The sequence below is a fragment of the Shewanella sp. KCT genome, from assembly GCF_007636505.1.
GTDB lineage: Bacteria > Pseudomonadota > Gammaproteobacteria > Enterobacterales > Shewanellaceae > Shewanella > Shewanella halotolerans.
The window spans coordinates 241,700-256,921 of the sequence record NZ_LVDJ01000005.1 but is presented as its reverse complement, the minus strand read 5'-3'; the positions used below and the strand labels follow the sequence as shown (position 1 = coordinate 256,921).

14 protein-coding genes are annotated in these 15,222 nt (G+C 55.8%); 8 read left to right on the top strand and 6 right to left on the bottom strand.

Annotated elements, in window-relative coordinates:
* Positions 1 to 89: 89 nt before the first annotated feature.
* The 3 genes from AYI87_RS09720 (at position 90) to AYI87_RS09710 (ending at position 1,194) form a co-directional block, all read left to right on the top strand.
* Entirely contained in the window at positions 90 to 545 is a 456-nt protein-coding gene (locus AYI87_RS09720) for a GNAT family N-acetyltransferase (protein WP_144201627.1), read from the top strand.
* 132 nt (positions 546 to 677) lie between these two features.
* Complete coding sequence (locus tag AYI87_RS09715; protein ID WP_144201625.1) at positions 678 to 1,016, top strand: rhodanese-like domain-containing protein; 339 nt, start codon at positions 678 to 680, stop codon at positions 1,014 to 1,016.
* Entirely contained in the window at positions 1,009 to 1,194 is a 186-nt protein-coding gene (locus AYI87_RS09710) for a hypothetical protein (RefSeq protein ID WP_144201623.1), read from the top strand. The genes AYI87_RS09715 and AYI87_RS09710 overlap by 8 nt, the downstream gene beginning before the upstream one ends.
* A 96-nt stretch (positions 1,195 to 1,290) precedes the next feature.
* Here the strand turns inward: AYI87_RS09710 and AYI87_RS09705 are convergent, their stop codons facing one another.
* The gene (locus tag AYI87_RS09705) at positions 1,291 to 1,884 is read right to left on the bottom strand and encodes an FMN-dependent NADH-azoreductase (RefSeq protein WP_144201622.1); all 594 of its coding nucleotides are present in this window, start codon (positions 1,882 to 1,884) and stop codon (positions 1,291 to 1,293) included.
* A 305-nt stretch (positions 1,885 to 2,189) separates the two neighbouring features.
* Here AYI87_RS09705 and AYI87_RS09700 point away from each other — a divergent pair, with 305 nt between their 5' ends.
* The 3 genes from AYI87_RS09700 (at position 2,190) to mtr (ending at position 7,429) form a co-directional block, all read left to right on the top strand.
* Positions 2,190 to 3,563 carry a DUF4397 domain-containing protein gene (locus tag AYI87_RS09700; RefSeq protein ID WP_144201620.1) on the top strand — a complete coding sequence of 458 codons (1,374 nt, stop codon included), beginning with the start codon at positions 2,190 to 2,192 and terminating at the stop codon, positions 3,561 to 3,563.
* 186 nt (positions 3,564 to 3,749) lie between these two features.
* A complete protein-coding gene (plsB, locus tag AYI87_RS09695; protein WP_144201618.1) occupies positions 3,750 to 6,173 on the top strand; it encodes a glycerol-3-phosphate 1-O-acyltransferase PlsB in 2,424 nt (807 codons plus the stop codon).
* Positions 6,173 to 7,429: a tryptophan permease gene (mtr, locus tag AYI87_RS09690; protein WP_144201616.1), complete on the top strand. Its 1,257-nt coding sequence runs from the start codon at positions 6,173 to 6,175 to the stop codon at positions 7,427 to 7,429. The genes plsB and mtr overlap by 1 nt, the downstream gene beginning before the upstream one ends.
* A gap of 70 nt (positions 7,430 to 7,499) precedes the next feature.
* On the opposite strand, the gene AYI87_RS09685 is transcribed toward mtr, so the two are convergent.
* The gene (locus tag AYI87_RS09685) at positions 7,500 to 7,913 is read right to left on the bottom strand and encodes a globin family protein (protein WP_144201614.1); all 414 of its coding nucleotides are present in this window, start codon (positions 7,911 to 7,913) and stop codon (positions 7,500 to 7,502) included.
* Between the two features lie 126 nt (positions 7,914 to 8,039).
* Between AYI87_RS09685 and AYI87_RS09680 the strand changes: the two genes are divergently transcribed.
* Both AYI87_RS09680 and AYI87_RS21210 read left to right on the top strand, forming a co-directional pair.
* Positions 8,040 to 8,819, top strand: coding sequence for a VOC family protein (locus AYI87_RS09680; protein WP_144201612.1), 780 nt, complete (start codon positions 8,040 to 8,042; stop codon positions 8,817 to 8,819).
* Positions 8,820 to 8,978: 159 nt separating this feature from the next.
* Positions 8,979 to 9,131, top strand: coding sequence for a hypothetical protein (locus AYI87_RS21210; RefSeq protein ID WP_186300602.1), 153 nt, complete (start codon positions 8,979 to 8,981; stop codon positions 9,129 to 9,131).
* A 68-nt stretch (positions 9,132 to 9,199) separates the two neighbouring features.
* Here the strand turns inward: AYI87_RS21210 and AYI87_RS09675 are convergent, their stop codons facing one another.
* From AYI87_RS09675 to AYI87_RS09660, 4 genes are all read right to left on the bottom strand, one after another.
* Complete coding sequence (locus AYI87_RS09675) at positions 9,200 to 12,343, bottom strand: efflux RND transporter permease subunit (protein ID WP_144201610.1); 3,144 nt, start codon at positions 12,341 to 12,343, stop codon at positions 9,200 to 9,202.
* An 8-nt stretch (positions 12,344 to 12,351) separates the two neighbouring features.
* On the bottom strand, positions 12,352 to 13,773 hold the full coding sequence (locus AYI87_RS09670; protein WP_409928970.1) for an efflux RND transporter periplasmic adaptor subunit: 1,422 nt from the start codon (positions 13,771 to 13,773) through the stop codon (positions 12,352 to 12,354).
* Between the two features lie 191 nt (positions 13,774 to 13,964).
* Entirely contained in the window at positions 13,965 to 14,498 is a 534-nt protein-coding gene (locus AYI87_RS09665) for a heavy metal-binding domain-containing protein (protein ID WP_144201606.1), read from the bottom strand.
* Between the two features lie 271 nt (positions 14,499 to 14,769).
* Complete coding sequence (locus AYI87_RS09660; RefSeq protein WP_011867332.1) at positions 14,770 to 15,177, bottom strand: hypothetical protein; 408 nt, start codon at positions 15,175 to 15,177, stop codon at positions 14,770 to 14,772.
* Positions 15,178 to 15,222 lie beyond the last annotated feature (45 nt).

Genomic DNA, 15,222 nt, shown 5'->3' with positions numbered 1-15,222 from the left:
CAAACGAGTCTCAAGACTCAGGCGGTCATCGGCGGCTGGCACAGGCTTTGCTGAGGCTCAGGGTCCTTAATTACAAGATGGAGCTTAAGATGCAATTTGTGCTCGGAGTCGTCAGCCACGCCAGCGTCGTCAAGATGCTAGAACAACACCTGGAAGATATGTATGCCACCTCGCCGCCAGAGAGTGTGCACGCTTTAGATTTAAGCGAATTAAAACAAGAAGATATTAGATTCTGGACCCTATGGGAGGCCGACCGACTCTGCGGCTGCGGCGCCATCAAGCGCCTCTCGCCAGAGCATGGCGAACTCAAGTCGATGCGGGTCGCCAACTACTATCGCCAACGTGGCATAGGCGAGCGGATCTTGCACCATCTTCAGGCAGATGCCGCCCAAAATGGGATGACGCGTCTCAGCCTGGAGACAGGCAGCATGGGCTTCTTCCTTCCAGCCCGGCGCCTATACCAGAAATTTGGTTTCGTCGAATGCGCCCCCTTCGGCCGCTACCAGGATGATCCCAACAGCGTCTTCATGACCAAGCGGCTCTGACATAACATTGGTTTGCACTTGGCTTGCCCTTAACTGGCAACTGGTTTGCGCTTAGCTTGCACTCGGCCATCAATTAGAATAACCTTATTGAAGTAAATCTTATGGATTCGATTCTAATTGTAGGGGCAGACCATGTTTCAATCTCTCTTAGCCAAGCTATCTGGCAGCCATCCCGCCGAGCAATGCTGGCAACTGATCGAACAGGGCGTACAGGTTATCGATGTTCGCTCTCCCCAGGAATATGCCGGCGGCCACCTGCCAAACGCACTTAATGTCCCCCTGGATCAACTGGCCCAGTGGCTGACCCAACACAGCGATAAGCAAACTCCCTTCGTGCTCTACTGCGGTGCGGGGATCCGTGCCCAGAAAGGCTGCGACATCTTAAGGGCCAACGGCTTTAGCTGTGCCATCAACGGCGGCGCGCTCAAAGATCTGCTCTGCTACCAGCCACAAAGCGCCGCCAATGGCTGACACCAAAACTCGACCTGAAACCGAGCTGCCGATTCCTCAGGCCAAACACTCGGCTCCAGAAACGCCCAGGCCAAGATACCAGTTCAGCGCCAATCGCAATCAAGGGCGCCACAGGGTGCGCTATGTGGAAACCAGTCAGCAGAGTGACGAGTGCACCCTGTGCGAGCTAGCGCAATAGTCGTTTGCTAAATAAAAAAAGGCGCTCAAACTGAGCGCCCTAACCTAGAGATGGGTTAAATGTGGTTGACGATGAAAACTGTTATTTGACAGTACTTTAAGCTACCAGCTGCTCTATGCTCTGCTTGGCCTGACTGATCCCCTGCTCGCTTGCTTCAGGTCCCATGTTGAGGGCTTCGCCGTAAACGGTTTCCACCTCGTCGATACCAATGAAGCCGAGCACTGTCTTGAGGTAAGGCACTACGTGATCGCTGGCACCATTCTTGTGTACGCCGCCGCGAGTGGTTACCAAGACCGCACGCTTACCTTCTACCAAGCCTTTAGGGCCTGTCTCTGTGTAGGTGAAGGTCACGCCGGCACGGGCCACCAGATCGATCCAATTTTTCAGCTGAGTCGGAATGCTGAAGTTATACATAGGGGCGGCGATCACCAGTGTGTCGTGCGCCTTCAACTCGGCCACCAGCTCGTCTGACAGCGCCAACACCTCTTGTTGACGCGGGCTCAGCTCGTCACCGCCACGCAGCCCCATGGCGATCTCGCCATCGAGTACAGGCAGCGGCTGCGCCGCCAGGTCCCTGACCGTTACCTCGGCGCCCTGACCCTGCCAGTGTTGCTGCAGGTGGTCGATCAGCTTAGCCGATTGTGAATAGTCCCCTAAGATGCTTGATTTCAATACCAGTACTTTTGCCATAATCTGCTCCAATTCAAAATCTCTGTTACAACCAATTGAGGCCAGTTTATCCACCATTTAAACGAAAGATAAGCACATTAAATGCGACAAAACGTTCTAAAAAAACGAAAGACAAAGAAAGGCAATAACAAACAGCCTGCTGCAACAGCATTCAGTCTCAGACAAAGCCATGAACAACTGACTAATTAATATCGGGTTATTTTTCGTGCGAAAAATAATCATTAAGTGTTGCGCAGTCATAATGATCCCTTGGGCAACTCGGGTCGTAACGCACTAGGAACTCAACCCTTGTTAAGGAGAAGCTGATGAAGAGGATATATCCGGCACTTATGCTAAGTGCTCTGCTCGGTATCACCGCCTGTAACGATGATGACTCGGATGATGAGATCATTGTAGTTCCCACGCCGATCGCCGAAGCCAAGGTGCGCGTCATCCATGCAGGCATAGATGCCCCCAAGGTAAATGTGACAGCCAACGACGCCCAACTGGTTGCCGATGTTGACTACGGCATATCGAGTGGCTTCCTCACTGTGCCCGTCGGCCTGTATGACATAGATGTCGATGCACAGATAGCCGACGGTTCTTTACTCGAGGTGTTCGGCGCCGACCTGGATCTGTCTGACGACATGGAATACACGGCCATCGCGCTGGGTAAGGTGAGCGACGACACCTTGCAACTCAAACTCGTAGCTAATGCCAGTGCAGATATCGCCGCTGGGTATGCGCGAGTTCAGGTGTTGCACGGCGCCTCTGACGTCGGTCTGGTCGATGTATACGTCACCGCACCAGGGGCTGACATTAGCGATACTGCGCCCACGCTATCGGCTAACTTCCTCGATGCCAGCACCCAGATAGAAGTACCCGCCAGTGACTATCAGATCCGTATCACAGCATCGGGACAGAAGACACCGGTGTTCGATTCCGGAACCGTCCCCCTGATGGCAGATACTGATTATTTCATTACCGCGATTGCCAATGCCTGGAGCGGCGACTCACCCGTTGCCTTGCTAGTCGCCCTGGCTGATCAGCAGGCGTTACTCCTCGATGAGATGAGCGGCAGCGATCTGCGGGTAATTCATGCGGTAGCAGACGCTCCGGCGGTCGATATATTTGTCGATGGAGCCACGACGCCCGCAGTCGACATGTTTAGCTTCGGATCCGTGACCGACTATATCAATGTCGCAGATGGCGCACACACAGTCACAGTTGCAGCAGACGCAGATAACAGCGTGGTGGTTATCGATGAAGCCGCCCTTTCCCTGGAAAAGGGTCAAAGCTACAGCGTATTGGCAACAGGCTCCCTAGGCGACATGGATATCAAGCCTTGGGTAGTGATGGAAGAGGCTCGACGTGTCGCCACTGAGGCTAAGATTAATATTGCTCACGCAAGTTATTCCGCTGGCAATGTGGATATCTACCTCACCCCAGATAGCGATATCTCGTCGGCAACCCCAGTGTTGAGCGATATTCCCTTCTTAGCGGCGTCAGGCAGTTTGTCGGTAGCCCCCGGAAACTATGTTGTCAGCGTCACCCCAACGGGTAGCAAGACAGTCGCAATCGGTCCTCTGGATATTAGCCTGGCCGCGGGCGGACGCTATGGTGCGGTCGCTGTTGATGCTATGGGCGGCGGCGCGCCACTGGGTGTGATCCTCTTGGATGATTTTGTCACCGAGATGTAGGAAGCCCCCTCCCCCATTAGCAATACCAAGCCAAGCGCCCCTTTTTGTGGGCGCTTTTTACTGCTTAGTCAACCAAGAGTGATCCCCTACCACCTCTGTCGCATCAAAGCAGACAAATTAGGGATTAGTGTTCATTTTCTGGTATTCTATGGCGTTATTAAACATGACTCCTATGCATAAAGAATAATGTCCAAACAAGACTCTCTTTGGTTTAAATCCTTACGTTGGATCCAGAAGAAACTCGTGCACACCATAGTGGTGCCTCAGGATCCCTTTGCCGATCTCAACCTGGATTCAGACAGACCCCTGGTCTATGTGATGAAGACAGAATCGATCAGTGACATCGCCGCACTGAGCGAGGTGACCGACCGACTCGGCCTGCCCAGCCCCTATCAGCCGCTGGATGTCGAGGGTGAACAGGCGCCGCGAGTCGTCTGTGTCGAAGGAGCCAAGCCGCTATTTGGCGAGCGCGAAGGCAACGAGTTTTACCTCGACAGCTTCTCGCGTCTGCTGAGCGCCCACAAGAAACATCCTGATCTCGATATTCAGCTGGTGCCCGTCAGCCTCTACTGGGGCCGCACTCCAGGCAAGGAAGATGACACCATGAAGGCCGCGGTGCTGGAGCGAGAGAACCCCACCTGGCTGCGAAAGTGTCTGATGATCCTCTTCCTCGGCCGCCACAACTTCGTGCAGTTTTCCAATGCCATGTCGCTGCGCTACATGGCCGACGAGCATGGCACCGACAAACGCATCGCCCAGAAGCTGGCGCGCGTGGCCAGGGTGCATTTCAGCCGTCAACGTAAGGTGATGACAGGCCCCGTACTGCCTAACCGCCAGAACCTGTTTCACGCCCTGCTGAAATCTGAGTCGATGAAGAAGGCGATTCTGGAAGAGGCTCAGAGCAAGAAGATCTCCGAGGCCAAGGCCCGTGAGACCGCCATGGAATACTTAGACGAGATCGCCGCCGACTACTCTGACAGCCTGGTGCGTATCGCCGAGCGTTTCCTCACCTGGCTGTGGAACAAGCTCTACAAGGGGATCAACATCAAGGGCGCTGAGCAGATCCGTCAGCTGCACCACGACGGCCACGAGATCGTCTACGTGCCTTGTCATCGTAGCCACATGGACTACCTGCTGCTCTCTTATATCCTCTACTATCAGGGCATGGTACCGCCCCATATCGCCGCCGGTATCAACCTCAACTTCTGGCCCGCCGGCCCCATGTTCCGCCGCGGTGGCGCCTTCTTTATTCGTCGCAGTTTCCGCGGCAACAAGCTCTACACCGCAGTATTCCGCGAATACCTGGATCAGCTCTTTGCCAAGGGGTATTCGGTGGAGTACTTCACCGAGGGCGGCCGCTCACGTACCGGTCGTCTGCTAGCACCTAAGACGGGCATGATCGCCATGACACTCAACAGCGTGCTGCGTGGCGTCGAGCGCCCCGTCACCCTGGTCCCCGTCTATCTAGGCTACGACCATGTGATGGAGGTGGCTACCTATCACAAGGAGCTGAGCGGTAAGAAGAAGCAGAAAGAGTCTGTATGGCAGGTGTTCGGTGCCATACGTAAGCTGGGCAACTTCGGCCAGGGCTATGTTAACTTCGGTGAGCCTATTACCCTGCATACCTACCTCAACGAGCAGGTACCCGAGTGGCGCGAAGAACTGGCCCAGGATCCCGAGCAGAAGCCGAGCTGGCTGACCCCAGTGGTCAACACTCTGGCCAATCGCGTTATGACCCGCATCAACGATGCCGCCGCCGTCAGCTCTATTACCCTGACCAGCCTGGTGCTGTTGGCCTCTGAGCAGAATGCCCTACAGCGCAGCCAGCTTGAGAAGCAACTGGATCTCTATCTGTCGCTGCTCAAGAGCGTGCCTTACACAGGCTACACCTCTGTGGTCGAAGGCGATGGCGCCAAGCTGATCGCCCAGGGGCTGGAGCTGAAGAAGCTCAAGCTGGACAGCGACCCCCTGGGTGACATCATCTCCATCGATGAGAGCCTGGCGATTGCCATGACCTATTATCGCAACAACATCATCCACCTGTTGGTGATCCCATCCTTGATCGCCAGCTGCCTGACCCGCCAGGATGAATGTAGCCGCGACGAGATCATCGCCACGGTGAAAGATTTCTACCCGCTGCTGCAGGCTGAGCTATTCATGGGGATCGATAACCTCGAGACCTATGTGAACCAGCTGCTGGATCAGCTGCTGGCCGAAGGCTTAATCGACGAAGATAAGCATTTCAGCGTCAAGCCAGACGGTCTCAACCAGCTGTTGCTGCTGGCCGGTACCATCAGCGAAACCATGCAGCGCTACGCCATCATCTTCAACCTGCTGGCGGCTTCGCCTAAGATTGAGCGCTCAGAGCTCGAGAGCGACAGCCACCAACTGGCACAGCGTCTGGGCGCACTCCATGGCATCACGGCTCCTGAATTCTATGACAAGAAGCTCTACGGCACCCTGAGCGTTAAGCTCAAGGAACTGGGTTACCTGGCCGATGACAGCCACAGCGAAGATGTTCAGCGTATCCGCACCCGGGCCAACAGACTGCTGCGGAGCTCAGTTAGACAAACCATAGTCGACAGCGTCGCCGCGGAGCATCAAGCCTAATGGCCAATCATATGAATGCGGCCAAGCATAAGGCCTCGGGTAAATCGCTGCTGGGCGGCGCCATGATCATCGCAGGGACGGCTGTGGGCGCGGGTATGTTCTCCCTGCCTGTGGTCGGTGCCGGCATGTGGTTTAGCAACTCAGTGCTCATGATGCTGGGCGTCTGGTTCTGCATGCTGGTCTCTGGCCTGCTGCTACTGGAGACCAACCTGCACTATGAGCCGGGTGCCAGTTTCGATACCCTCACCCGGGATACCCTGGGTAACTTCTGGCGTATCGTCAACGGCCTCTCGATCGCCTTCGTGCTCTATATTCTGGCCTATGCCTATATCAGTGGCGGCGGTTCTATCGTCAACCACAGCCTGAGTAGCTTAGGGCTAGAGCTGCCTCAGAGCTTTGCCGGCCTGGTGTTTGCGGTGGGGCTGGCAATTATCGTCTTTATCAGCACCAAGGCGGTGGATCGCATCACCACCATAATGCTGGGCGGGATGATCATCACCTTCTTCCTCGCCATAGGTAATCTGCTGATCGAGGTGGAACCCGCCAAGCTGTTTGTGCCCGACGGTGAGGCCAATTATCTGCCCTACATGCTGGCCGCCATCCCCTTCGGTCTGGTGAGTTTCGGCTATCACGGCAACGTCCCCAGCCTGGTGAAATACTATGGCAAGGACCCAGGCACTATCGTCAAGGCGATTACCTTAGGTACCCTCATCGCCTTCGTGATCTACCTGTGCTGGCTGGTCGCCACCATGGGGAACATCACTCGCAGCGGCTTTGTCGAGGTGATTGCCCAGGGCGGTAACATGGGCGTGCTGGTCGCGGCACTCTCGGATGTGATGGCCAGCGACTGGCTGACCACAATGCTGACCCTGTTTGCCAACCTGGCGGTAGCCTCCTCCTTCCTGGGGGTGACCCTTGGGTTGTTCGACTATCTCGCCGACCTGTTTGGCTTCGATGAGTCGCGCACCGGACGCCTCAAGACGGCGGCAGTAACCTTCCTGCCACCGACTGTGTTAGGTCTGCTATTCCCCAACGGCTTTTTGATTGCCATCGGCTTTGCCGCCCTGGCCGCCACAGTGTGGGCCGCCATAGTGCCGGCCCTGATGGCCTATCGCGCCAGACAGATGTTCCCAGACAGCCAGAGTTTCAGGGTGCCAGGCGGCACTGTAGTTATCGCCATAGTGATCTTCTACGGCCTGTTGACCGCAGCCTGCCACCTGCTTGCCATGGCAGACCTGCTGCCCATGTACGGCTAGCTCAAGGGACTATCTCCTAAGCAGAAAAAGGCGCTCGATGAGCGCCTTTTTTATTTAAAAGAGTCACAAATTACCTGTCCAGCAGCGGCTTCATGGTATCGGCCACCAGATGAATTACCGCCACCCAGGCCTCGCGCACCTCACGGGTGTAAGCCTCTCCCAAGCCTGTCTTCAGGGTATAAAGCAGGGCGTTACCCACAGGGGTAAAGTGGGACTGTTTAACGCCATAGGCTTGGTGGCGACGTGCCAGCTCATGCAGCTGAGGCACCAAGGCGTCGAGATCTGTCAGTCCCTCCACCGCCGCCTTCAACATGGCCATCAACTTACGTCCCTGAGCACGAATGTCCTGTTTAAACAGTGGCCGTAGATTGGGGTCTATCTGAAACAGGGCATCGTAAAAAATTGCCGCCGCCTGCTCGCTGATCGGCTCAACCTGTTTAAATGAAGTTTGTACAAGATCTATCTGGGTGGACGTCAGGCTCATCGAAACTCCCTCTTCGCAATAACTATCTCTTCGCAATAACTCTCCCCACAGCATAGACATAAATGGCAAAACAGGCTTAACTAAATTGATATCACGACAGATTTTTCATTAGGGAGGGACTCAAAGATGAAGATTACTAGCTATCAACATGGCGACCCCTGTTGGATCGAACTGGCCAGTCACGAGGCCGCCTCGGGTAAACATTTCTACAGCGCGCTGTTTGACTGGCAGCTTAAGGATATGCCGATCCCCGACGGTGTCTACACCATGTTTGCCATCGAAGATGACGACATAGGGGCCATGTATCAGCTGCCGCAAAATATGATCGACGACAAGGTGCCGACCCACTGGAGCATCTACTTCGCTGTCGATGATCTCGAGGCCAGCCTAGAGACAGTTATAGCTAACGGTGGCCAGGTGATCCTAGGTCCCCACAGCGTGGGCGATGCGGGCAAGATGGCCCAATGCCTGGATCCCGAAGGCGCCAGCTTCTCCCTCTGGCAGGCCGGCGCCCATATCGGCTCTATGCGCATGGGCGAGGCAAATACCCTCTGCTGGGCCGAGCTCTGCTGTCGTGATACCGCCAAGGCCCAGGCCTTCTACACTAAGGTTATGGGCTGGCAGGTGCGTGAGTCGCGGATGGAAGACTTCACTTATTATGAATGGCTCCAGGGGGAGCGCGCCGTCGGTGGCATGATGGCCATGACCGAGGAGTGGGGCGATATGCCACCACACTGGATGCCCTACATCATGGTGGATAACTGCGATGCCACGGTCGCCAAGGCTACAGAGATAGGCGGCCAGGTGTGTGTGCCGCCGACGGACATTCCCGAGGTAGGACGCTTCTCTGTGATCAACGACCCCCAGGGTGGCACTCTGTCAGTCATAAGACTCAACATGACCTAGATCTCTAGTAGTAAAGCGCTAATCTTGAGTCGGGATAGGGCTCAGGCATTGTTTTAACCCTTTGTTTTGGTTAGGTTCGTAACATTGCGAATTTATTTTGGCAATGTTGTTAACTACTAATCAGGGATGTAAACCATGCTTAAAAAATGGATGCCTATCATGGCGACGACTCTCGTTATTGGCCTTAGCGGTTGTGCATCAACCCAAGAGTCAGATACAGAAACCACCGCCGACAACGGCAGCACCAAGGCTAGCCAGCAGTGTAAGAAAGTACGCTCAACCGGCTCCAACATCGGCCGCTGTCAGAAATAACGACTACCAGATAGAAAAAAGCACTGCGATTGCAGTGCTTTTTTGTGTCCAGACTCACCTTAACGGAATCAAGCCTCGGCAGAGTGCTTGAGGCGACGGCCATAGATCAGCAGGTAGAGGGCCGGCAGCACGAACAACGACAGCAACGGCGCTGTGATCATGCCGCCCACCATAGGCGCGGCGATCTTCTGCATCACATCGTTACCCGAGCCTGCGCCCCACATGATGGGCAAGAGTCCGAAGAAGATGGTCGCAACCGTCATCGCCTTGGGACGAATACGCATCACGGCACCTTCTATCAGGGCCTCCTTGAGATCCGCCACATACTCGTAGCCGCCGGTGTCTTTACGGTGCTTGATGGCATTGTTGAGATAGACCAACATCACCACCCCAAATTCCGCCGCCACCCCGGCCAGCGCGATCATCCCCACCGCCACGGCCACCGACATGTTGAAATCCAGCGCGAACAGCAACCAGGTGCTGCCTACCAAGGCGAAAGGCAGACTCAACATGATGATAGAGGCCTGAAGCGGCGAGCCAAAGGTCATCATCAGCAGGATGAAGATCACCCCAAGGGCCATAGGGATCACCTTCTTCAGCTTAGCATCGACCCGCTGCATATACTCATACTGGCCGGCGAAACTGTAGCTGTATCTGGGTGGTACCTTGAGCTGCTTATCCAGCGCCGACTTGGCCTCCTCGATATACTCGCCGATGGAGGTGTTTTGAATATCCACAAACACCCAGGAGATCAGGCGGCCGTTCTCACTCTTGAGCATAGGCGCGCCGTCGGTGATCTCGATATCGGCCAGGTTGCGCAGCGGCAGATAGTGACCCGACTTAGTGATCACCGGCAGCTCCCTGAGCTTCTCGATATTATCCCTCAGCGCCCGCGGATAACGCAGATTGATCGGGTAACGCTCGGCCCCTTGAATCGACTCGCCGATATCCATGCCGCCGATGGCGTAACGCACCACGTCCTGAATGTCGGTCAGTGTCATGCCGTAGCGTGAGGCCACATCCAGCTTGGGCGTGATATCCACGTAACGGCCACCGCCCACCCGCTCGGCATAAGCCGACTTGGTATTGGGTAGCTGGCTGAGGATCGCCTCGATATCGGCCCCCACCTTCTGCAGCTCGTTGACGTCGGCGCCGGTGATCTTGATCCCCACTGGGGTCTTGATACCGGTAGAGAGCATGTCGATACGCGTCTTGATCGGCTGCACCCAGGCATTCGTCAAGCCAGGCACCTTGACCGTCTTCTGCAGCTGGTCGATCACCCCTTGGAGATCCACACCTTCCCGCCACTCCTCTCTGGGCTTGAGCATGATGGTAGTCTCCAGCATGGTGAGCGGCGCAGGGTCGGTCGCCGTCTCGGCGCGTCCCACCTTACCGAACACGCGCTTCACCTCGGGCACCGTCTTGATCAGCCTGTCTGTCTGTTGCAGCACCTCGGCCGCCTTGCTAGCGCTGATGCCAGGCAGGGCCGTCGGCATGTAGAGCAGATCCCCCTCCTCCAGCTCAGGCATGAACTCGCTACCCATCTTGGTCACAGGATACCAGGCGCTGCCCAGGGCAATCACCGCCAGCATCAGGGTGATCTTGGGGAAGCGCAGCACCAGATTGAGCGCAGGCTTATAGAGGGCAATCAATACCCGGCTGATGGGGTTGCTGGTCTCCTTGGGGATCTTGCCGCGAATAAAGTAGCCCATCAGGATAGGCACTAAAGTGATCGACAGAATCGCCGCTGCGGCCATGGCAAAGGTCTTGGTATAGGCCAGCGGACTAAACAGGCGCCCCTCCTGAGCCTCCAAGGCAAACACGGGCACAAAGCTCAGGGTGATGATCAGCAGCGAGAAGAACAGCGCCGGGCCCACCTCGATGGAGGCCTTGGCGACGATATGCCAGTGCTCCTTGTTGTCCGGATCCCTGCGATACTCGTCCTTAAAGTGCTCCAGATGCTTATGCATGTTCTCAATCATCACGATGGCGCCATCGACCACGGCGCCGATGGCGATGGCGATACCGCCCAGACTCATGATGTTGGCGTTCACCCCCATCTTATTCATCACGATGAAGGCGATCAGAATCGACAGCGGCAGGGTGATCACCGCAACCAGGGTCGAGCGAGCATGGAGCAGGAACAGCAGACACACCAGGCCCACCACCAGCATCTCTTCGATCACCTTGTGGAACAGGTTGTCCACCGACTTGTTGATCAGCTCAGATCTGTCATAGGTGGGAATGATCTCCACTCCTTGTGGCAGACCCGCCTTGAGCTGCTCCAGCTTAGCCTTGACCGCGTCTATGGTGGCCAGGGCGTTTTCGCCGTAGCGCATCACGATAATGCCGCCGACCACCTCGCCTTCACCATCGAGTTCGGCAATGCCGCGCCGTGAGGCAGGCCCCTTGCGCACGGTCGCCACATCTTTGAGTAGCAAAGCGGTACCAGACGGACTGGTGACCCCCAGAGGGATCTCCCTGAAATCATCCAGCGTCTGACGATAGCCCTTGGCGCGCACCATATACTCGGCCTCGGCCATCTCGATCACTGAGCCACCCGCCTCGGTATTGGACTTGTTGATGGCGTTCTTCACTGCGGCAATATCCAGCTTGTAGATGGCCAGCTTGTCGGGCTCGATCACTATCTGGTAGGTCTGCTCCATGCCGCCGACGGTCGCCACCTCGGACACCCCGGCCACGCTCTGTAGCTCTAGCTTGAGATACCAGTCCTGCAGGCTCTTGAGCTGTGAAAGATCCAGGTTACCTGAGCGATCAACCAGGGCATATTCATAGATCCAGCCGACACCCGAGGCATCTGGCCCCAGCGATGGCTGAAGCCCCTGGGGCAAGCGGCTGCTAACCTGGCTCAGGTATTCCAGCACCCGCGACCGCGCCCAGTAGATATCTGTGCCATCTTCAAAGATCACATAGACATAGGAGTCACCGAAGAAAGAGTAACCCCGCACCGTCTTGGCACCGGGTACCGCCAACATGGCGGTCGACAGAGGGTAGGTCACCTGCTCTTCCACCAACTTAGGTGCCTGACCCGGGTAAGGCGTCTTGATGATCACCTGCACGTCCGACAAATCCGGCAGCGCATCCAGGGGAGTCTTTCTCAGCTCCTGCACGCCCCAGACAGTGATCATCAGTGCGATGATCAACACCATCAATCGCTGGGCGATGGAGGCCTCGATAATTTTCTTTAACATAGCGCCCCCTAGTGCTGATGACCGCTGCTAAGACGCATCAGGCTGCCCTTCAAGCTCGCCTCTGAATCGAGTAGGAACTGACCCGAGGTCACCACCTGTTCACCTTCCTCGATGCCGCTTAAGATCTCCGCCTTGCCCTGAGACATCATGCCGACGGTGACCTTGCGGGCCAGGAAGCTGCCGTCACCCTGCTTGACGATGACACGGTTCTCTTTACCCGTCTGGATCAGGGCTTCCTGCGGGATCACCAGCACATCCTCATTCGGGCCGCCGTAGATCTCTATCTTGGCCAGGGTATTGGGGCGCAGTGCCACCTCATTGTTGGCCAGCACGATACGCACCCTCAGGCTACGGGTCACGGGATCCAGCTCGGGATAGATGTAATCGATCTTACCCTCGATCCCCTTAAGGTCCATGGCGGGCACTGAAACTTCTGTGGGTTGGCCTATCGCCAGCCAGCTCTGTTCATTCTCGAACACGTCGGCGATCACCCACACCTTAGAGAGATCCACCACAGACATCACCTCTGTGGCGGGTTGAATATACATGCCGTCACGCACCGACAACGCCTTAACGATACCATCGGCCTTGGCATAGAAAGGCACCCGGTACTGGGTCTGCTTGCTCTTGGCCAGCTGTTTGATCTGGGCCTGGTTCATCCCCAGTAGCTCGAGGCGTAGCCCCGCCTTGCGCACCAGATCCTGGTAGTTACGGCTATCCTTAGAGCTCTGCAGGCTGCTCAGCGCCAGCAGGTAATCGTCCTGGGCGTTGATCAGATCCGGCGAGTAGATCTCATACAAGAGCTGCCCCTTGGAGATCTTGTCACCCACTGAGGTGATGGCCAGCTTCTCTATCCAGCCGTTGACCCTGGCGTGCACGTGATTGATCTGGCTCTCGTCATAACCTATCTGGCCCACGGTCTGGACAAACTTCCATAGGGTATCTTTCTCCGCCTTGGCGACCTTAAGTGCCAGGGCCTGCTGCATGCTGCCAGAGACATCTATCTCTATCTGTTGGGTATCTGCCGACATCTCCACCTTTTCCAGGTTCATGCCGCAGATAGGACAAGTACCGGGCACATCGCTGACGATGTGGGCGTGCATGGGGCAGACATATTTGATCGACGGCTCGCCGGTGAGCGGCGCGGGCTTGGCCTGGGCCAGGGGATCGTGTTGGCTGTGATCCATCTCGGGTTCAACCTTAGTACTGGTCGACTCCTCTTCCTCTTCGGCCACCAGGAACATGTTGCACTCAGGGCAACGGCTGCCGGGCTCATGGCTGGTCACCTCAGGGTGCATTGGGCAGACGTAGGTCACCTCATGGCCTGCCGTTAAACTTGTCTCGCTTGCATCGGTTTCCTGCTCGACCAGGAACATGTTGCACTTGGGGCAACGACTGCCCGGCTCATGGCTGGTCTCCTCAGGGTGCATGGGGCAGGCATAGGTCTTCTCCCCGGCCTGATGCACATGGGCTTCATGGCCCTGGCTTGCCTTGGCCTCAAGCGCCTGGGTATAACCCAACTGCGGGGTCGCCACCATAAATAGACTCAAAAGATAAGCGAGCTTTTGGCCTCTGTTTTTCGAATTTACCTGACTCATAATGCCTCATCTCCACTCATGTACTAGTGATGCTTGTGGCCGCTTTCGGCGCTCGCCACAGGCTCGAGGAACATGCCACACTTAGGACATGAATCCCCTTTCGCCCCCTTCACTTCGGGATGCATGGGGCAGTGATAGCCTTGCTTGGCCATCTGATGCTGATGTTTAGGACAGTTGTCGCACGACTTGCCTGCCTTAGCCGACTTGGCCTGCTCCAGGTTCATGCCACACTTAGGGCAGGTATCGCCCTTTGCGCCTTTTACCTCAGGGTGCATAGGACACTCATAACCGCCTGCCTTATCGGCCTTGGCATGCTGATGGTGAGGACACTTGTCGCAGTCCTTGCCATGGTGTTTGGCCATGGCGTGGTGCGCCGCTGGCTCAAGGTTCATGCCGCACTTAGGACAGGTATCGCCCTTGGCGCCTTTCACTTCGGGATGCATGGGGCAGTCATAACCTTGTTCGGCCGCCGCAGCGTGATGCTGCTCGGCGAAGGCCATTGGGGCCGTACTCACAAAGATAAACGCAGTTAAAATCAGACTGATCAGGGTTTTCATCTATGGACTCCATCAAAGGATGACCGCATAACACGCGCAACGCTTACGCGACTTAAGCCTAAAACAGTTAAATTAAGCTAATTAATATGCGGCTAATATAATTCATTTTTCGTTAAACATCAGTGAAGTAAATATTGAGGCGTACCCGGCAGATGGAAAGACTCCAAGGCAGAGGGATTTATTACGCCAATACACCTAGCAAAACGCTTTATAAAACAAAAGGGGTTATCGATTTAAGCTCGGGCACTCGTCAGCACGATGCCACGGAAGATCAGGCGATCGGCGGCCGGAAGGCTGAGCCTAAAGAGATAGAGTGGAAATGAGGCATTTGAGTGGCCAGGATAGACTCGGAACCGGCTACGCCAGGCCAGGGCGTAACGGTAAACAGCGTGCCTGTCACAGAGATCACCACGCAGTGGTTACAATCTCCCTTGCAAAATCCTTTGCCTTCACAGCAATGCTGAGCAGCGGGAAGCACATTTTGCTCATCATCGCAGCAGTGAGATTGCATCATAGCGTCGTCATCATGACAGTCGTCGCCATTATTCATCTGCATCATGGGCTGCTCATCCGCCTGCGCATAAGAGACCATTGCCATGCCATTAGCCATCAACACCTGGCCCAACAGCGCGAGCAGTGTAAAGATGACTAATGTGTGGTGTCTAAGCGTACGACGCATGGTGTACCCCTATAATGAGATGATCCAAGTCTATCACGATATAAA